Consider the following 18,662-nt stretch of genomic DNA (forward strand, 5'->3'; position numbering starts at 1 on the left):
CAAGGATTGCGTTGCCGCAGCCAAAGGCCGGAATCCGGGTGATACGGGGGGAATCTATGCAACCTGTTTTAGCTGTCGCCATCCGTTGTTTGTTATTGCTGCCGCTTGCTCTGGCGCTGGGCTGTGAAAAGGGTGCGCCCGGTGAGGAGGCCATGCAGGCCTCGGCCGATGTCTCTGCAGCAACACAATCCTCGGCCATTCAGGCCTCTGTACCTGTCGAGCCCCTCCAGCAAAAGCCCGAGAGTGAGAGCGAGCGCCTTAACGCGTGGTTCGACGCCCGTTACGAGGAAGAACTGAATTTCAGCCCCCTGGAGCTTACGCGCCTGGGCAGCAAGCGGCGCTACGGTGAGCTGGATGACTTCAGTGAAGCGGCACTCGACCGCAAGCTGGCCTGGAAGGCGCTTACGATTGCTGAACTGCAGACCGAATTCGATTACCAGGCGCTGGATTACGAAGCCAGGGCGTCCTTCGACCTCTGGATGTACCAGTACGAAGTGATGAAGCGGGATGCGGCTTTCCGCAGCAATGAATACCTTTTCAACCAGATGTGGGGCTATCACACGGAGCTGCCCAGGGTGCTGGTGAGTGAGCACAAGGTGGATGACCTGGCCGATGCGCAAGCCTATATCAGCAGGCTTGGTGCCATTGGCAGGGCCATCGATCAGCTGCGTACCCGGGCCGAGCGCTATGCGGAAGGCGGGCTGCGTATGCCCGGGTTCGCTACTGCGGAGGCCCTCAAGTCGTCCCGGGCCCTGCTCGATGGGGCTCCATTTGCCGAGGGGGAGGACACCGTCCTGTGGCGGGATTTCGCGGGCAAGGTAACGGCGCTAAAGGAAGCGGGAAAAATTACCGCGGAACAGCAGGCCGAGCTGCAGGCCGCGGCTGAAACTGCCATGGTCGAGCAGATGCAGCCGGCCTATCGCGCGTTGATTCAATGGTTGCAGGCCGAACAGGAGCGGGCGCCTGAAGAAACGATCGGTGCTGCCGAGCTTGAGGGCGGTGAAGACTACTACGCCCACGCCCTGGCGCTGTACACCAGCACCGCGATGAGCGCGGAAGAGATCCATTATATTGGGCTGGCAGAAGTGCAGCGCATCCGCCGGGAAATGGCGCGGGTGAAAAAGGAGGTAGAGTTTGACGGCGACCTGCACGAATTTTTCGATTACATGCGTACGGATTCGAAATTTTTCTACCCCGATACGGACGCGGGGCGCGACGCCTATCTGGAGGATTCACGCGCACTCCTCGCGAAAATGGAATCCCGTTTGCCAAAGTATTTCGGTCTCAAACCCAAGGCTCCACTGGAGGTCAGAAGGGTCGAGGCCTTCCGCGAGCGCGATGGCGGCGTACAGCATTATTACCCGCCAACACCGGACGGATCACGACCGGGCATTTACTACGCACACTTGAGTGATATGGCCGCCTATCCCAAATCGGATATGGCAACCATTGCTTACCACGAGGGGTATCCCGGACACCATATGCAGCTTGCCATACAGCAGGAGCTCCCCGGCCTTCCGAAATTTCGCACCCAGTTCTTTTCCAACGCCTATGTGGAGGGCTGGGGACTGTATGCGGAGGCCTTGGCACGGGAAATTGGTGCGATGAAAGATCCGTACAGTTATTTCGGCAGCCTGCAGTCGGAAATGTGGCGCGCCGTGCGTCTGGTTGTAGATACCGGTCTGCACGCCAAAGACTGGAGTGAAGACCGGGCCGTGGAATATTTTCTCGAAAACACGTCAATGCCGGAAACGCTGGCGCGAGCGGAAGTGCAGCGCTACCTGGTTATTCCTGGCCAGGCTACGGGCTACAAAATCGGGATGATGAAAATTCAGGAGCTGCGCAACCGCGCACAGCGGGATCTGGGTGAGCAGTTTGATATCCGCGGTTTTCACGACACCATCCTGGGCGGCGGCGCCCTGCCCCTGCCAATTCTGGAAGCGAGGGTGAAACACTGGATCGCTGAAACTGGCGCGGGCTGACGAACCGATGCGTACGTGAAGGCGGGCAGTGCCCGCCTTTTTTCATCCTGATTTTCGCGGCATGGCGCGTATAAATTCATTTTGACGGAAAATAAAATTTTATTGCTACGCGTAGGGTTAATCTTCGGATCTGAAGGCAGCGCTGGAATATTTCAAACTGTGAAAAATGGCAGATTTAGAAACCCCGGAAACTTTTTCCATGATCTGGTTGCGACTAGATTCCGTAAAGGTATCTGCGTTTTTTGGAAAATACGGAATTTCTTTATGTCACAGAAAAAACCGATTGCACTGGCTATTGCCCTCGCTCTGTCTTCATCTGCTGTGATGGCCGATGGTTTTTACGTGAGTGGCTCGCTCAGCTACAACGACATGGATGACACCAGAAACGACGGTGTCTTTACCCAGGAATTCATCACTGGGCCAGGAACCACAATCCCCGCCGGCGTGGCACTGCCTGCGGGAACCGATGTCCGCTGGCGCACCGATGTCGACAGCGGTGCAGGGGTTAATCTGGCGGTTGGCTGGCACACGCCAAATATGCGTTTTGAAGTGGAGTATGCCTACGCCAAACATGATGTTGATCGTCACTTTGGCGTTTCCGCAGCGGGCATTGCACTTGGCGCGGAGGATGCGGGAGTTCTGGTTTCCGGTGCCCCGGGTAACCTGGGTGTGTCGGTGGCCGATCTTGTGAACGATGGGCGCGGCGACTTCACCGCAGATTATCTGTTTTTCAACGCCTACTACGATTTCGATGCGGGCTGGGCCCTGAATCCCTATTTCGGCCTGGGTATCGGTAATGCCTGGGTCGATGTGAAGTATCGCCCGTCCGGAGTGTCGATTATTGACGACGATGACAGCACCCTTGCCTACCAGGCCATGCTGGGCCTCAATTACGACTGCAGTGAGCAGCTGAAATTCTTCGGTGGTTTCCGCTGGCGCCAGACCGAGGATATCGAAGTGGATGCGCGCCTGCTGCCGGCAGAGTTCGACATCGAAAATGAAAGCTGGCTGGCTGAAATAGGCATGCGCTGGGCTTTCTGATCACCCGGCCGCGCCCTTTGGGTGCGCCGGACTCCGCCCGATTCCCTCTGCCGTTTTATGGGGAGATCGGGCGGTCATTTCACAGCGTTCCGGTCAACAGATCCTCCGCCATGTAACACCGCGTGGTATTGCTATATCATGCGTGGCTTTATTTTTTCGCTTACAGAAAACCGAGCCAGTTACAGGATTGCCTTGCCATGTTTACGTACCAGGTGGAGCCGCGCTTTTCCGAAACCGATGCCCTCGGGCATATCAACAACACCGTCGTTCCCGCCTGGTTTGAGCAGGGCCGGATGCCGATTTTCCGTATCTTCAATCCGGATTTGTCCCTGGTGCAGTGGAATTTGATTCTGAAAAAAATGGAGGTGGATTTCGTTGCGCAGATCTACCTGTTTTCGCCGGTGGAAATCCGCACCAGTATTCTCGCGGTAGGAAATACCTCACTGACCATCCATCAGGAAGTCTGGCAGAAGGATGAACTGGTGGCGCAAGGTGATTGTGTGATGGTGCACTTCGATTATGAAAACCAGACCAAGGCACCGATTCCAAAACCGGTGCGCGAGGTGCTGGAACAGCACCTGGTGAAATAACGGAATTCTCGCTAGCCACTGCGGCCTTCCAGTAAGGCTGCAGTGGCTGGTCGGTTGCACACCTCATTGGGATCAGTGAATTTCGATGCGGTGACTGACCGGCTGTTTTGGCTCGATCTTGGGCACCTTGAGTTTCAGTACCCCGTCCTCGAAGCTCGCATCAATATCGGCTTCTCCGATACCTTCCCCAAGGTTGAAGCTGCGGGTAAATTTACCGTAGCGCCGTTCCTGGCGGATGATGCGGCTGTCCTTTTCTTCTTTGTCTTCCTGTTCCATTTCCGCTTCGATACTGAGTACGCCATCCTCAAGGGTGACATTCAGGTCTTCCTTGCGTACTCCGGGCATCTCAGCGCTGATCTCATAGCCACTTTCCGTTTCACGGATATCCACACGAGGAGAGAAAAACCCCTCGCGCGCTTCAGTCAAACCGCGACTGCTGGAGAGTAGCTTGTCAAACACACTGTCCACATCCCAGAGGGTGTCTTTGGGTATGAGTTTCATAGCCACCTCCCAATACCGTTTGCGCTGATATCAGGTTGCCCGATAAATCCGGGCGTCTGAATTATAGTGTGGTGACCGGTTGTTTCCCGAAGAGACAGGCCGCGCGGGGAGCGGGCAGTGTTTGAGTGGGATGCGGTGGTGCGGGCGGAGGGCGCCCGCACATTCAGTCGGAGACTACCTGGTTGCGGCCGCCGTTTTTGGCGCGGTACATACGCGCGTCGGCTTCGGCGAGCATATTGTTGTCGCCGGAAGCGGTGCCCGAGTTACCTTCGGCGACGCCAAAGCTGATGGATACCCGCACCGGGTGCTCGTAGGTATCGCTCAATGCCTCGACCTTCATGCGCAGCTTTTCTGCCAGCACGCCGCCGCCGGGCACGTCGGTGTTGGGCAGCAGGATCAGGAATTCCTCCCCGCCCCAGCGCGCGACAATATCGTCGGCGCGGGTGTTTTCCTGCAGAACCCTGGCCACATCGCGCAGTACCTGGTCGCCGAAGCCGTGACCGTAACGGTCGTTGATGGCTTTGAAACCGTCGAGATCGCCGATCAGCACGGTGTAGCGCCCCGCGAGCTCGCGGTTGCGCCGCTCCAGTTCATCGATCGCGCGATAGGCTTCGCGACGGTTCGCGAGGCCGGTCAGGGCATCGGTGCTGGCGTGGCTCTCGAGTTCCGCAGTGAGTGTGTGCAGCATCTGCTGGGTCTGGTGCCGGCTGCTGTCGAGGATGGCAGTGAGCGCGGTGAGGGCGCCGAATACGGCAATAAAGCGCGCGCGGTGCGCGGTGTCGTATTCCGCCAGCAGCCCGGGAAAATCCGGGTAGAAGAGTACCAGGGCCGTTGCCCCGCCGATGCCGGCGAGCGTCGCGGTACCCCATTTGTAGCCGTACAGGTTGATGAACCCCGGCACCAGCATGACGGCCCACATAAGGCCGGTGTTGTTCACGCCGCCGGACAGCAGCAGGTAGAAATACAGTACCAGCAGCAGGACACCCACCAGTATCGGCGTCTTGCGGCTGGGGCCGGCGGTATTGACCCCGATATAGGCCAGCAGGATTACGCCGGCGACACCGAACAGTGTGCCCGCGAGGACAATATCCGGTGTCGTCAGGGCGATCACGCCCATCGCGCCAGTAATCGCCAGGGCAAACAGCAGCATATAGCCGGAGGCCTGGATGCGCCGGCGCAGCTCCAGTCCCAATGCCTGTACGAGGGGATCCGAATATCCGAGATTATTGTTGCTGTTATACGTGTGTTCCATGGTCTCTTTGCGTCGCTGTTCAGGCCCGGCCCTGGGCCATCGCCAAAAGGTGACTGGCGAACAAGCTATAGTAATGGCGAACGGCAATGGCGCGGAGTCATCCATGGGGCAGCTGCAGCTAATTTGTGACGACATTCTCAGAATCGAGGCGGATGCACTCATCTGCCCGGCCCACAAGCACCTGGTTCGCGGGCGTGGGCTGTCGGCACAGGTCTACGATCGCGCCGGTGACGAGCTGATAAGTGAGTGCTTACAGTTGCCTGAGTGCGCTATAGGGCAGGCCTGCGTCACCAGTGCGCCCAACCTGCCGGTGCATTACCTGGTGCATACCGTGACGCCCCAGTGGAGCAGCGGTGATCAGTGGGGTGTCGCTGCCGTCGCGCAGTTGCGACAGTGCTACGAAAGCGCGCTGGCGGTGGCGCGCGCTCGCAATCTCCAGCGCCTGCTGTTCCCCGCCCTCGGCGCCGGTACCAATCGCTTCCCTCACGAAATCGCCGCCCACCAGGGGCTCGAAGTACTGCGCGATGCGCTGGATGAGTTTGCGTTACTCACCGTTTGCCTGCACACGCAGTCAGCCCTTGGCACCTGGCGGCAGGTCGATAAGCGGTTTTTTTAACCATCGCAGACTTACCCACCGCTGCTGGCCCTTGCGTGGCGTTGCGGGCGGCGACCGGTGCTGGAAAAACCGGCGAATTTTTCCAGCCTCCCCGGTAAAAATACGGGTGACCCCAAAGTCTCTTCCTGTTGTTGGTCTGGTTAATCAGGGACAGCAAAAACAGGATTGGCACAAAATTCAACAACCGCATTTTCTGCAGCTTTCAAGTGATATTCTGCGGATATCTTCTGTTTTATGTGTCCAATTCAAAATATGAACATGATGAGCCAAAATTTTGGGGACTTGCGCCGGTTTAACAAAAAGTGCCTGGCGCTCGCAATTTCGTGTACCGCGCTGCCACTCATGACCGCCGCCAAAGCGATCGCGCAGCAGTCAGAAGAAAGCCAGAGCAAGCCGGTATTCGAAGAAGTCGTGGTGACTGCCAGCCGTCGTGCCGAGAGCGTGATGGATACCCCGATCAATATCTCCGCGGTCGATGGCGGCAAGATTGAAGACTTGCGCCTGAACGACGTGGCCAAGCTGGCCTACTACACCCCGGGCCTGACCGTGGTGGATCGCGGTCCGCGCAATAACTCACCGGATATCGTGGTGCGCGGCCTCAATACCGGCGGCCTCGGCCCGGGCTTCGACAGCAGTGCCGTCGCCATCTATCTGGGTGAAACCCCGTTGACCGTGGATCTGAACCCGGTGGATCTGGAGCGCGTGGAAGTGCTGATCGGCCCGCAGGGTACCCTGTACGGCCAGGGCACCCTCGGTGGCGCTATTCGCTATATCCCGCGCAAGGCGGAGTTCGGTGAATACACCGCAGAAGTGCGCGGCAACGCCAGCCGCAATGCCGAAAGCGACAGCTTCGGGCAGGAATACGGCAGCACCCTGAACCTGGGCTTCAGCGACACACTGGCGCTGCGCGTGAACCTGGATCAGGTCAGGGATCCGGGCTTCATCGACTACAGCTATGTGGTGCGCGAGCCCGGCGTATCGAACCCGCAGCCGGACTTCTCCAACCCGCAGGACGTTGCCGCCAATCTGCGCCGTGTAAAAGACGCCAGCGGCGCTGAAATGCTGTCCGGCCGTGCCAACCTGCGCTGGGCCCCGAACGACTGGCTGGAAGCCAATCTGTGGCACTACCAGCAGGACACCAAGGCCGAGGGGCGCCAGCTGAATAACCAGCTCGCGTTTGGCACCGGGCGCTACGAGTCTGCCGCGCGGGTGGAGGAACCCAATCACTTCACCAACAAGCTCACCAGCCTGGAACTGAGTGCGGATCTGGGGTTTGCTGAAGCCACTGCTACCTACGGCGAGTCCGAATACGACGAGCTGGGCCAGCGCGACCAGACCGACCTGCTGTTGGGCTTTGAGTACGGCTACGAGGAATTCCCCAGCTTCTCCGCCTATACCCGCGAGGAAGCCAGCGAGGAAACCGAAACCTTTGAACTTCGGCTGGTATCCCAGAGCGACGGGCCGCTGTCGTGGGTGGCCGGTTACTTTACTACCGAGAAGCAGCGGGACTTTGTCAGCATGGAGTTCGTGCCGGGCTTCGACCAGTTCGCGGTGGACAACTTTGATGGCATTCAGCTGCGCCCGGACGGCCTGGAGTACATCGAGCTCACCGACCGCCTCAGCAAGGAATCCGCACTGTACGGCGAAGTGAGCTACCAGATCACCGACCGCTGGTCGGTCACTGCCGGCTATCGCGCCTATGAATACGAGACCGACATCACCGGCGGCTTTGGCCTGCCGCTGCTGGAGACGGTATGGGACGGCGCCCCGCAGGACGCGATCAATGTCGATCTCCGCCGCAACAGGGGCAGCGACGACGGTGACCTGTTCAAGCTCAACACCTCCTGGGACATCAGCGATGACGGCATGGTGTATTTCACCTATTCCCAGGGTTACCGCATCGGTGGTGTGAACTCGGTACCGGAGTGCAGCCCGGCGCAGTTGGCCGGAGAAGATGACGGGCAGAAGCTGTGCGCCCAGTCGCACGAGCTCGTGTACCAGCCGGATCTGATCGACAATTACGAGATCGGCTACAAGGGCCTGGCCGGTGAGAGTGTTTCCCTGACTGCAGCACTGTTCTACATCGACTGGAGCGCCCTGCAGCTGTCCAGCACCACCGAGTTCGGCAACCTGCCGATTCTGGCCAATGGCAGCACCGCATTCAGCCGCGGTCTGGAACTGCAGGGGCAGTGGATGATCCGCGACAACCTGGACCTGAATTTCAGCTACGCCTACACCAACGCGGCACTGAGTGATGATGCCCCGGGCCTGGTCGGAGATTACACCGCCGAAAAAGGCGCGCGCCTGCCGGGACACGCTGAACATCAGGGCTCCCTGAACCTGAATTACAGCACCCAGCTGCTGGGCCGGGATCTGCTGCTGAACTACGGCCTGGTGTTTGCCAGCGATGTATACAACATCATCGGCGGGCCGGAAGATCCACTGTATGCCATCGACGAGGAAACCGGAGAGCGCATCGCCGGCGATCGCGGTGGCGAGGCCATCCCCGGCTACGCGATCCACCATATCTCCGCCAGCCTCGAGCAGGATAACTGGCTGGTGCAGGCCTATGTCGACAACCTGTGGAACAAGTACTACGTCACCGGCACCCGCACCAGTCGTCGCGCGGATGTACTGCAGAGTGAGACTGATGGCCCCGGTACCCTGTATGGCGACTTCAACCTGCGCTCCTACGCGCAGTATGTAGGAACGCCGCGCACCATTGGCGCCCGGGTGACCTACCGTTTTTAATTGGTAGCGCCCAGCAAACAAAAGCCGGTCTGGATAACCCGGGCCGGCTTTTGTATTTTCACCTTATGCAAACGCCAGATACCCCCCAAACGGCAGACCTGCACCGGCGTGCAGTGAGCGCACTCAACCGCGGTGCGTTTGCCGATCTTGCCCAGCTTGCGGCGCAATTGCAGCAGGTTGCCCCGGAAGTGGCGGATGGCTGGTTCTTTGCCAGTATTGCCAGTGCCGCTGGCGGAAAGGTTCGCCGCGCGCTGGCGCTGGTGGAGCGCGCCGTGCGGCTTGATTCGGCCAACGCTGAATACCTGTCACAGCAGGCTCGCTGCCAGGTTCAGCTGCACCAGATCGCCGCGGCGCGCCGCACCGCTGATCGCGGCATGCAGTGTTCGCCATCCTCTGCGCTACTCCTGGACACCTTCGGGGTGATCTACAGCAAGGTCGGTGAGCACCAGAAAGCCGCCCAGGCCTTCCGCCTCGCCGTGGCGAACCAGCCGCAGAATCCGCAGTTCCAGTTCAATCTGGGCAGCGCGGAGCAGTTTCTCGGCAACCTTGAGGCTGCCTGTACCGCCTACGAAACTGCCATCCGGCTGCGCCCGGATTTCGCCCGTGCCCACTGGGCGCTCTCGGAACTGGAAAAAAACCGCCGCGAGAGCCGGCGTTTGCCGCAGCTGCAGAAAATTCGCCAGTCCCGGCACTTTGCCCCTGAGGAACAACTGTATCTGGCGCACGCCGTGGCGCGCGAGCTTGAACGCGCAGGGGATTTCCACGGTGCATTCCAGGCACTCGCTACGGCCAAGCACGCATACAGGGAGAAAATCCGCTACGACTTTTCCCGTGACCAGGCCCTGTTTGACGGGGTGCGTGCGACATTTTCCCGTGCGCCGGATACAGTCCCGGATGCCGGCGGCAACCAGGCCATATTCGTGCTCGGTATGCCCCGCTCCGGAACCACCCTGATCGAGCGGGTTCTGCACAGCCACCCACAGGTCTATTCGCTGGGGGAATTGCAGGATTTCCCCCTGGCAGCGAAACGCGCGTCCCGCAGCGCCTCAAATGCTGTGCTCGATGCCAGCGTGCTGGGTGGCCTGGCAGAGGCCGACAGGCAGGCCATTGGCCAGGCCTATCTCGCCAGCGTCGCCGACCGCCTGCAGGCGGCGGGCAGTTCGGCACCGCGGTTTGTGGACAAGCTGCCGATGAATTTTTTCTACGTTGGGCTGATCGCACAGTGCCTGCCCGGTGCCTGCTTTGTACTGCTGGATCGCCACCCGCTGGATACCTGCCTCAGTAACTACCGCCAGCTGTTTTCGTTTCAGTTTGCCTACTACCACTACAATTATGACCTGCAAGATACAGCGCGCTATATTGTGCAGTTCCACCAGCTGATGGAACACTGGAAGCAGCTTTACCCGCACCGTATACATGAAGTGAGTTACGAGCGCTTTACTGAAAGCCCGGAAACGGAGAGTCGGCGATTACTGGCGTTCTGCGATTTGCCGTGGGACGACCGTTGCCGGGATTTTTCCACAGCAGAAGGCGCGGTGAGTACCGCGAGTGCCGCGCAGGTGCGCCAGCCGGTATATCGCAGCGCGGTGGCGCGCTGGAAAAAATATGAAAGGGAGCTGGCACCGGCGATCGAAGTGTTCACTCGAGCCGGGCTGATTTAATTTCCCCGCGCTTGCTGAAGAAGCGGTTGCTCGGCTTGATCCAAAGTCTTTCATCGACACCATCGAATTAAAAACAAGGAATGATCGAAACATGAAACTTTTTGGCAGTTTTACTTCTCCTTTCGTGCGCCATTGCCGTATTGCGCTGATGCAATCCGGGCTCGACTGGGAAATGGTCGAGCTGGATATCCACACCAGTAAAGATCCGGGAACGCCGACGCTGCGGGTGCCCTATCTGCAAGATGGTGCGCTGCAGCTGAATGACTCCACGTCAATTTTGAAATACGTGCGCGAAAAATCTGGCCAGCAGTTCATTATTGATGCGAAGGAGTTCGATCGCTACTGCCTTGCCAATACCCTGCTCGATGCCGCGATCAACCTGTTCCTGCTGCAGCGCAGCGGAGTCGATATCGACGCAAACCTGTATACCCAGCGCCAGCAACAGCGTATTGAGCAGGTTCTCAAGGAACTGGATGCTGCGCCACTTCCTGCACCCGGTCAGTTTGGCGATGCCGACTACCGCGTAGCGGTCGGTGTGGCCTGGGGACAGTTCCGCAAACGTTTTTCCATTGCATCGCATCCAAAGCTGCAGCGCCTGCTGGAAATTGCCGGGGAAGATTCCATTTTTGTGGCGACGGCTCCGCCAGTGGCCTGAAATGGGTAAGAACGAAAAATAAAAAAGGGCCGGATGGCCCTTTTTTTATTTCCAATGCATTAATTTTTTCTGCGCCAGTGTATCGGTTACTGCGGAATATTTATCGAGAATATGGAAATAGCCTACGGGTAACTATACAGGGATACCATCTTTTCTGAGCGACGGCGAACGTCAGCTCTTTTCGAGAAATGTAATATTTTTATCGCGACCGCATCGTCAGTCACGTAAGCATCCTATGGCATTTTATTCATTGATTTCTCGGGAATATCGCCACGTATTTTTGCCTATGACTTTGCTGTATTTCATGGAGCTACTGATTTTTTTATAAAAATTGGCGCTTAGTTTGCCGGTAGACTTTGCAAGTGGATTGTATTCCAATCAGTTTGTTCGCCGGGAATCTTGTTTCATCCTTTTGCGTTCATCGCGATAACTTCGCGCAATCCTATCTAGATGACGATTTTTGCTCCACAAAAAAATAAACGCTAATTGGAGAGATACCATGAAGGTCCAACACCTAGTTACTTCGCTGTCACTGGTCGCACTGGCGGGCAGCCTGGGGACTCCGGCTTTTGCGCAGACCAGCGACGAGAGCCAGCAAGTGATTGAAGAAGTGGTTACAGTGGGTTCCAGAACCAAACCCCGTTCCGTAACAGAATCCCCCGTGCCGGTGGATGTACTCAATGCCAATGACCTGGCCAAAACCGGCAGCAGCGATATGCTCGATTTGTTGAAGGGCTCTGTTCCATCCTTTAACGTACACGACCAACCGATTAGTGATGCCGCCTCAATGATCCGTCCGGTCAACATGCGCGGCCTGTCCTCGGATTCAACCCTGATTCTGCTGAACGGCAAGCGCCGCCATCGCGCGTCTGTCATTGCCTTCCAGGGCGGTGGCCTGAACGACGGCGCCCAGGGCCCGGATATCTCCGTAATTCCCAGCATCGCCCTCAAACAGGTCGAAGTGCTGCGCGATGGCGCCGCGGCCCAGTACGGTTCGGACGCCATTGCCGGGGTCATGAACTTCGTGTTGAAAGACGACGCCGAGGGCGGTGCGCTGGAGCTAAAAACCGGCGAGTTTTTTGAAGGTGACGGCCAGACCACCGTGGTGGCGGGCAACTATGGCATGGCCATGACCGATTCAGGTTTCCTGAATTTAAGTTTTCAGATGAAAAATGCCGACGCCACCTCGCGCTCGGTTCAGCGCCCCGATGCACAGGCGATGATTGATGCCGGCAATACTTCTGTGCCGGTACCGGCCCAGGTCTGGGGCTCGCCCGAGATCGAAGACGACCTCACCCTGTTTGCCAATTTCGGCATCGACCTGAAAGACGGCAGCGAAATCTATGCGTTCGGTAACTACTCCAACCGCATGGTTGACGGTGGATTCTATTACCGCAACCCGAATGGCCGTGAAGGCGTATATACGGACGGTGATGGGATTCGACTGGTCGGCGCGCTGGATGGCAATGCGGCAAGCTGCGATGCCTACCGCACAACCCCGCTGGCGGATGGCTCCGATATGGTGGCTTCGGGATTGAGCGCGGACGATAACTGCTTCGTGTTCAACAAGATGATCCCCGGCGGTTACACCCCGCGCTTTATCGGCGACATTACCGATACTTCCATCACCGCAGGTCGTCGCGGCGAGCTGACCGATGGCTTCATGCAGGGCTGGAATTATGACCTGAGCGCCTCCGTTGGCCGTAACGAGGCAGATTTTGGTCTTAATAACACGATCAACCCGTCGTTTGGTCCGGACAGCAAGCGCGACTTTGACACCGGTGCCTACATCCAGCTGGAAAAAACACTGAACGTCGATGTGCAGAAGCAGTTCGATACCCTGAGTCTGGCCATGGGTGCCGAATGGCGTGAAGAGTCTTTCCAGATCATCGCTGGTGAAGGTATGTCCTGGCAGGTAGGGCCGCTGGCGGAACAGGGCTTCAATATCGGCTCACACGGTTTCGCCGGTTTCTCGATTGATTCTGCAGGCACCGCTGAACGCCGCAACTACGCGCTCTATGCTGACGTTGAGCAGCAGGTGACCGACGACCTGCTGCTGGGCGGCGCCGTGCGCTACGAAGACTTCGATTCATTCGGCGATACCGCCAACTACAAGCTGGTGTTCAACTGGCAGTTGACCGACAACATCGCGTGGCGCGGTTCCCACAGCACCGGTTTCCGCGCACCGACCCTGGGGCAGGCCTCCGTGGTCAACACCCAGACCTCCATCGTGGGCGGCCAGCTGACCCAGGCGCAAACCCTGCCGGCACCCAAGCTGGGCGAAGCGGAATTGACCCCCGAGGAGTCGGTTAACTTCGCTACCGGCCTGGTCATGTCCGCCGGTGCTCTCGACGTCACTATCGATGCCTATTACATCGAAGTAGAAGACCGCATTGCGCTGACCGATAACGCCACGCCCACCGATGCCCAGCGCTCAGCCATGGCGCTTGCCGGCGTGCCCAATCCGGAACTGATCGGACAGATCAACTACTTCGCCAACGATTTCGATACTGAAACCACTGGTGTGGATGTGGTCGCCACCTACGGTGCAGAGCTGTTCGGCGGCGCTACCGATTTCAGCCTGGCCTACAACTGGACCCAGACCGAGGTCAATGGCGGCGATGCCACCTGTGGTGGTGCCTTTGTGAATAACCAGGGGGAAATCTGTAAGGCGGTTCGTCTGGAGCGCGGCCTGCCGGAGCATCGCGCTTCCTTCACCGTGGCGCAGAACTGGGACAAGCTCAGCGCATTCGTTCGCACCAATTTCTACGGTGAGTACGTAGGGGTGCACGCGGACTGGTTTGGTGAGGAACTTAATCCCGAGTTCACAGTGGATATGGAGGTTTCCTACCAGGCCGCAGAAGCGATTGCCCTGACCGCCGGTGCGTCGAATCTGTTTGATGAGCGCGGCGGCAAGATCGACGGCTCCATCGTCGGCGAGGCAGACAATGTACTGGGTGGCCAGTACTACGAAACTTCGCCCTACGGTATTGGCGGCGGTTTTTATTACCTGAAAGCGAGTTATGAGTTCTAAAACATTGCGCTGCTTTTGAGGTTAAAAAAAGCGCCCTTCGGGGCGCTTTTTCATTTGGTCTTGCAAATGTACGAACACTGGTTTTACTTCTCACTGTTAGGCGGGTAGGAAGTCGAACAGCCCAATCGCAAAATCGGTTGCTGAAAGAAGGCACTGCTTGGGTTCCGATAGGGCTCGCGGGCTGATGAATTTACAAGCAGAGGTAATGTCATTAACCTCCGTCCGGAGTATGGCCGGTTGCCGTCTCAGCAGTTTAGTGTTTTTAGGTAGCGTGATAACAGGATTGGTTGTCCAAACCCCTGATGCCCGTCGCCGGAAGTACTACGCACAACAATAATCTTGAAGGGGAAAATTACATGCGCTATTCAATTGGCGTTTTTCTGATAGCGTGCTCGATGTTGGTCGCTGTTCCAGCTGCTCACGCAAAGGGGGGATTTTTTATTGGCGGTCAGAGCGGTCGCATTAATTTGTCGGATACGGATTTTACCGACGACAACACCGATATCCAGGCGTTGGGCCTGGGCTATCGCTGGCAAGCTGGCCGGATTGTGCAGGTCGGATTTGAAGTGGGTGGGGGCAAGCTGGGCAAATTGAAAGATGCCTATACTTACTCGTCTTATGATTATCAGTATTCGGCGCGTTCAATTCTGAATACCTCTTACGTCTATGCAGGAGCCAACGCACGATTCCAGTTTGGTGCGGAAAGCCGCTGGTTTGCACTAACCCGCATCGGTTACATGGGCTACGAGGAACGGTATAGCTTCGCGTATGAGGAGTACGATGCGTGGTACGACGCATACTACAGCTATGGTGATTCAGGTAAGGATAGTGGTGGTGGAGTCTATTTCGGTATAGGAATTGGCGTAGACGTAACATCAAACCTGAATATCAATCTGCAACACAGCGGCTACGCGTATTCCCCTTCAATTGATGAAGGTTACGAGGATGGCTTCTACACCGCAAATAGTACCGCCCTCGGATTGGAGGTGCGCTTTTGATTCACGGAAACCGTAAAGGCGGAGGAATTGCTCTTATTGTTGAGTAGCGAGCAATACCAATAAAAAACGGGCCCTAAGGCCCGTTTTTTATTTTCCGAAGAATCAGTTCTTCGCGCGCTTACGCATATTTTCCTGCAGGATTTTTTTGCGAATGCGGATGTGGTTCGGGGTCACTTCCACCAGTTCGTCGTCTTCGATGAACTCCAGTGCCTGCTCCAGGGTGTGGCGGATCGGCGGGGTCAGGGTCAGTGCCTCGTCGGTACCGGCAGCGCGGATGTTGGTCAGCTGCTTGGCCTTGGTCGGGTTCACCACCAGGTCGTTGTTGCGCGAGTGGATGCCCACAACCTGGCCTTCGTAGATGTCTTCACCGTGGCCCAGGAACAGGCGGCCGCGATCCTGCAGCGCGTACAGCGCGTAGGCCAGGGTCTTGCCCTTCACCATGGAAACCAGCACGCCGTTGATGCGCTTGGCCACATCGCCCTGCTTAACCGGGCCGTAGTGGTCGAAGATGCTGGTCATGATGCCGGAGCCGCTGGTCAGGGTCAGGAACTGGTTGCGGAAACCGATCATGCCGCGGGACGGCACGATGAAGGTCAGGCGCACGCGGCCCTTACCGTCCGGTTCCATATTGGTCAGGTCCGCTTTGCGCAGGCCCAGTTCTTCCATGATGGAACCCTGGTGCTGGTCTTCAACGTCGATCACTACCTGCTCGTAGGGCTCCTGTACTTCGCCGTCGATGATGCGCTGTACCACTTCCGGGCGGGATACACCCAGCTCGAAGCCTTCGCGACGCATGCTCTCGATCAGTACGGACAGGTGCAGTTCACCGCGGCCGGAGACCTTGAACTTGTCCGGGGAGTCGCCCTGCTCTACGCGCAGCGCCACGTTGTGGATCAGCTCCTGATCCAGGCGCTCCTTGATGTTGCGGCTGGTGACGTACTTGCCGTCCTGGCCCGCGAACGGGGAGTCGTTTACCTGGAAGGTCATGCTCACGGTGGGTTCGTCCACGGTCAGCGGCGGCAGTGCTTCCGGGTGTTCCGGGTTGCACAGGGTTTCGGAGATGTTGAGCTCGCCCACACCGGTGATACACACGATGTCGCCGGCGCTGGCCTGCTCAACTTCCACGCGCTCGAGGCCCAGGTAACCCATGACCTGCAGGATCTTGGCTTTGCGCTTGTTGCCTTCGCGGTCGAGGATCACCACCTGCTGGTTGGGCTTCAGGGTGCCGCGGGTAATGCGGCCAACGCCAATTACGCCCACGTAGCTGTTGTAGTCCAGGGCAGAAACCTGCATCTGGAAGGGGCCGTCCAGGTCAACTTTCGGCGGCTGTACCTTGTCGACGATCATCTGGAACAGCGGGGTCATGTCTTCCGCCATATCGGTGTCGTCGAGGCCGGCGATACCGTTCAGGGCGGAGGCGTAGATCACCGGGAAGTCCAGCTGCTCGTCGGTGGCGCCGAGGCTGTCGAACAGGTCGAATACCTGGTCCATTACCCAGTCCGGGCGCGCGCCCGGGCGGTCGATCTTGTTGATCACCACGATCGGGTTCAGGCCCTGCTCGAACGCCTTCTGGGTCACGAAACGGGTCTGGGGCATGGGGCCGTCCACCGCGTCCACTAGCAGCAGCACCGAGTCCACCATGGACAGTACGCGCTCTACTTCGCCGCCGAAGTCGGCGTGCCCGGGGGTGTCGACGATATTGATGCGGTAGTCGTTCCAGCGGATAGCCGTGTTCTTGGCCAGGATGGTGATGCCGCGCTCTTTTTCCTGATCGTTAGAGTCCATCACCCGCTCGGAATCGGCACTGCGGCGGTCCAGGGTGCCGGACTGCTGCAGGAGCTTGTCGACCAGGGTGGTCTTGCCATGGTCAACGTGGGCGATGATCGCAATATTGCGCAAATTGTCTATCACAGGGGTCTACCTCTGGGGTAAGCGTGGCGTCACGCAGAGTTAAGCGGGGCGGGAGCTTGGGGCCCAAAAGGCCTGCCCGGCGGCCAAAGGCGGCGATTATAGTGGCGATGCGTGACAACTGCGAGCGGGAATTGAATAAAAATAAGCCAATTTGGAGCTTCCGTGCCGTGGCTCGGGATTGGCGCGTGAAACCTGGCTCTGACCTTTCCGTCATTCGCAACCAGTTTCTTTATGTTGGTGCGGTTGAGCAATGGCGTGCTGCCTTGTCCGCCAGGCTTGGTTGTGGAAACAAACTGTTACAGATGCGGGCCTCGCGCGGCACGCGTCCCACGTTACAGTGCAACATGGCCAGTATTGTCTGGTGACGAGAATAATGACTCCGGAGCGCATTAGTACGCCTCGGGGCAAGCTAGTGGTACCCATATGAGCAATGAAGTAACTGAGCAAAACCCGCGCGATGAGAAAGAGCTGGCCACAGAAGCCAAGCCCGTCGCCGCGAGTGAATCCCAGGACGGCAGCACCGACAAGGTGACCGAACCCACCGCCGGTGAGCCGCAAAAGGCGAAACCCGAGCCGGTACGCAAATCCTGTTCCGCAGGTCTGGCCGCGTGGATGCATCAGAACCAGTTGTCGATTGCATTTACTTCTTACCAGTCGGGCCGTGTGTACATGGTCGGTGCTGAGCCCGGTGGCAAGCTGTCGTTCCACGAGCGTATTTTCCAGCGCGCCATGGGCATTGTGGGCAACCGCAAGCGCATCTACATGGGCGGCCTGTATCAGGTGTGGCGTTTTGAGAACGTACTGCAGCCGGGGCAGGTCGCAAACAAGATCTTCGATGCCTGCTATGTGCCGCGCAACGCACAGTTTACCGGTGAGGTGGATATCCACGAGCTGGGCATCCAGAAAGACGGCAAGATTGTATTCGTAAATACCAAGTACAACTGCCTGGCCGAGCCGAGCCTGACCCACAGCTTCCGCGTGATCTGGAAGCCGGAATTTATCAGCAAGATCGTGCCGGAAGACCGCTGTCACCTGAATGGCCTGGCGATGGTGGATGGCAAGCCCAAGTATGTCACCGCGGTGTGCAAGTCCGACACCATCGACGGCTGGCGCGAGCGCCGCAGCAATGGTGGCATTGTCATCGATGTGGAAACCAATGAGATCGTGTGCGAAGGCCTGTCCATGCCGCACTCCCCCCGTTGGGTCGGCGGCAAACTGTGGGTGCTGAACAGCGGCACCGGCTACCTGGGCTACGTGGATTTCGAAAACAAGCGTTTTGTCCCGCACACCTTCTGCCCCGGGTTTATGCGCGGCCTCGCCATCTACGGCGACTACGCCATCGTCGGCCTCTCCAAGCCTCGCTACGAGCGCTTTGAGGGTCTGGAGCTGGATCAGAATCTGGCAGACAAGGACTCCGAGGCGTGGTGCGGGGTGCAGTTCATCAACCTCACGAACGGCAATGTGGAGCACTGGATCCGCCTCGACGGCCCGGTCAGCGAACTGTTTGACCTCACCGTATTGCCCGGGGTGCGCTGCCCGATGGGGATCGGCCAGCAGAGCAAGGAAAACCTGACCATGGTGACCTTCGAAGACGCCACCGGCACCGGTGCAAAAACTGCCGGTTAACTGAATAGATTGGACTTGATCGTTTTGGGGGCAACAGCCCCCAT

13 protein-coding genes are annotated in these 18,662 nt (G+C 58.1%); 10 read left to right on the forward strand and 3 right to left on the reverse strand.

Translation table 11 applies throughout. The annotated features are described in order from the left end of the window. Positions 1 to 56: 56 nt before the first annotated feature. The 3 genes from ACNKU7_RS00235 to ACNKU7_RS00245 all read left to right on the forward strand — a co-directional run bounded on the left by ACNKU7_RS00235 (position 57) and on the right by ACNKU7_RS00245 (position 3,613). The gene (locus ACNKU7_RS00235) at positions 57 to 1,982 is read left to right on the forward strand and encodes a DUF885 domain-containing protein (protein ID WP_418294937.1); all 1,926 of its coding nucleotides are present in this window, start codon (positions 57 to 59) and stop codon (positions 1,980 to 1,982) included. A 264-nt stretch (positions 1,983 to 2,246) separates the two neighbouring features. Next, on the forward strand, positions 2,247 to 3,023 hold the full coding sequence (locus ACNKU7_RS00240; protein WP_418294938.1) for an outer membrane protein: 777 nt from the start codon (positions 2,247 to 2,249) through the stop codon (positions 3,021 to 3,023). A 197-nt stretch (positions 3,024 to 3,220) separates the two neighbouring features. Then, the gene (locus ACNKU7_RS00245; RefSeq protein WP_418294939.1) at positions 3,221 to 3,613 is read left to right on the forward strand and encodes an acyl-CoA thioesterase; all 393 of its coding nucleotides are present in this window, start codon (positions 3,221 to 3,223) and stop codon (positions 3,611 to 3,613) included. A 72-nt stretch (positions 3,614 to 3,685) separates the two neighbouring features. Here the strand turns inward: ACNKU7_RS00245 and ACNKU7_RS00250 are convergent, their stop codons facing one another. Together ACNKU7_RS00250 and ACNKU7_RS00255 are read right to left on the reverse strand one after the other, a co-directional pair. Further along, the gene (locus ACNKU7_RS00250; RefSeq protein WP_418294940.1) at positions 3,686 to 4,114 is read right to left on the reverse strand and encodes an Hsp20/alpha crystallin family protein; all 429 of its coding nucleotides are present in this window, start codon (positions 4,112 to 4,114) and stop codon (positions 3,686 to 3,688) included. A 163-nt stretch (positions 4,115 to 4,277) separates the two neighbouring features. Continuing rightward, entirely contained in the window at positions 4,278 to 5,366 is a 1,089-nt protein-coding gene (locus tag ACNKU7_RS00255) for a GGDEF domain-containing protein (RefSeq protein ID WP_418294941.1), read from the reverse strand. Positions 5,367 to 5,439: 73 nt separating this feature from the next. Here ACNKU7_RS00255 and ACNKU7_RS00260 point away from each other — a divergent pair, with 73 nt between their 5' ends. From ACNKU7_RS00260 to ACNKU7_RS00285, 6 genes are all read left to right on the forward strand, one after another. Next, entirely contained in the window at positions 5,440 to 5,982 is a 543-nt protein-coding gene (locus ACNKU7_RS00260; RefSeq protein WP_418294942.1) for a macro domain-containing protein, read from the forward strand. A gap of 342 nt (positions 5,983 to 6,324) precedes the next feature. Next, a complete protein-coding gene (locus tag ACNKU7_RS00265) occupies positions 6,325 to 8,733 on the forward strand; it encodes a TonB-dependent receptor (protein ID WP_418294943.1) in 2,409 nt (802 codons plus the stop codon). A 113-nt stretch (positions 8,734 to 8,846) separates the two neighbouring features. Then, positions 8,847 to 10,394 (forward strand): tetratricopeptide repeat-containing sulfotransferase family protein, encoded by a 1,548-nt coding sequence (locus tag ACNKU7_RS00270; protein WP_418294944.1) that lies wholly within the window; start codon positions 8,847 to 8,849, stop codon positions 10,392 to 10,394. A gap of 91 nt (positions 10,395 to 10,485) precedes the next feature. Beyond that, complete coding sequence (locus ACNKU7_RS00275; RefSeq protein ID WP_418294945.1) at positions 10,486 to 11,049, forward strand: glutathione S-transferase family protein; 564 nt, start codon at positions 10,486 to 10,488, stop codon at positions 11,047 to 11,049. A gap of 499 nt (positions 11,050 to 11,548) precedes the next feature. Beyond that, positions 11,549 to 14,083, forward strand: coding sequence for a TonB-dependent receptor plug domain-containing protein (locus ACNKU7_RS00280; protein ID WP_418294946.1), 2,535 nt, complete (start codon positions 11,549 to 11,551; stop codon positions 14,081 to 14,083). Between the two features lie 356 nt (positions 14,084 to 14,439). Further along, positions 14,440 to 15,081 (forward strand): outer membrane beta-barrel protein, encoded by a 642-nt coding sequence (locus ACNKU7_RS00285; protein WP_418294947.1) that lies wholly within the window; start codon positions 14,440 to 14,442, stop codon positions 15,079 to 15,081. A 102-nt stretch (positions 15,082 to 15,183) separates the two neighbouring features. Here ACNKU7_RS00285 and typA read toward each other — a convergent pair whose 3' ends face one another. Further along, entirely contained in the window at positions 15,184 to 16,992 is a 1,809-nt protein-coding gene (gene typA, locus ACNKU7_RS00290) for a translational GTPase TypA (protein ID WP_418294948.1), read from the reverse strand. Between the two features lie 423 nt (positions 16,993 to 17,415). Between typA and ACNKU7_RS00295 the strand changes: the two genes are divergently transcribed. Further along, positions 17,416 to 18,618: a TIGR03032 family protein gene (locus ACNKU7_RS00295; RefSeq protein WP_418294949.1), complete on the forward strand. Its 1,203-nt coding sequence runs from the start codon at positions 17,416 to 17,418 to the stop codon at positions 18,616 to 18,618. The last annotated feature ends 44 nt before the right edge of the window (positions 18,619 to 18,662 follow it).

The sequence above is a fragment of the Microbulbifer weihaiensis genome (genome assembly GCF_048323715.1).
Lineage (GTDB): Bacteria > Pseudomonadota > Gammaproteobacteria > Pseudomonadales > Cellvibrionaceae > Microbulbifer.

What these genes read in the sequence shown, in the direction of transcription:
- ACNKU7_RS00245 (WP_418294939.1), top strand. Translation starts at nt 3,221, where the DNA reads ATGTTTACGTACCAGGTGGAGCCGCGCTTTTCCGAAACCGATGCCCTC.
- ACNKU7_RS00280 (WP_418294946.1), top strand. Translation starts at nt 11,549, where the DNA reads ATGAAGGTCCAACACCTAGTTACTTCGCTGTCACTGGTCGCACTGGCG.
- ACNKU7_RS00255 (WP_418294941.1), bottom strand. Translation starts at nt 5,366, where the DNA reads ATGGAACACACGTATAACAGCAACAATAATCTCGGATATTCGGATCCC.
- ACNKU7_RS00275 (WP_418294945.1), top strand. Translation starts at nt 10,486, where the DNA reads ATGAAACTTTTTGGCAGTTTTACTTCTCCTTTCGTGCGCCATTGCCGT.
- ACNKU7_RS00250 (WP_418294940.1), bottom strand. Translation starts at nt 4,114, where the DNA reads ATGAAACTCATACCCAAAGACACCCTCTGGGATGTGGACAGTGTGTTT.
- ACNKU7_RS00240 (WP_418294938.1), top strand. Translation starts at nt 2,247, where the DNA reads ATGTCACAGAAAAAACCGATTGCACTGGCTATTGCCCTCGCTCTGTCT.
- ACNKU7_RS00260 (WP_418294942.1), top strand. Translation starts at nt 5,440, where the DNA reads ATGGCGAACGGCAATGGCGCGGAGTCATCCATGGGGCAGCTGCAGCTA.
- ACNKU7_RS00295 (WP_418294949.1), top strand. Translation starts at nt 17,416, where the DNA reads ATGAGCAATGAAGTAACTGAGCAAAACCCGCGCGATGAGAAAGAGCTG.
- ACNKU7_RS00235 (WP_418294937.1), top strand. Translation starts at nt 57, where the DNA reads ATGCAACCTGTTTTAGCTGTCGCCATCCGTTGTTTGTTATTGCTGCCG.
- ACNKU7_RS00285 (WP_418294947.1), top strand. Translation starts at nt 14,440, where the DNA reads ATGCGCTATTCAATTGGCGTTTTTCTGATAGCGTGCTCGATGTTGGTC.
- ACNKU7_RS00265 (WP_418294943.1), top strand. Translation starts at nt 6,325, where the DNA reads ATGACCGCCGCCAAAGCGATCGCGCAGCAGTCAGAAGAAAGCCAGAGC.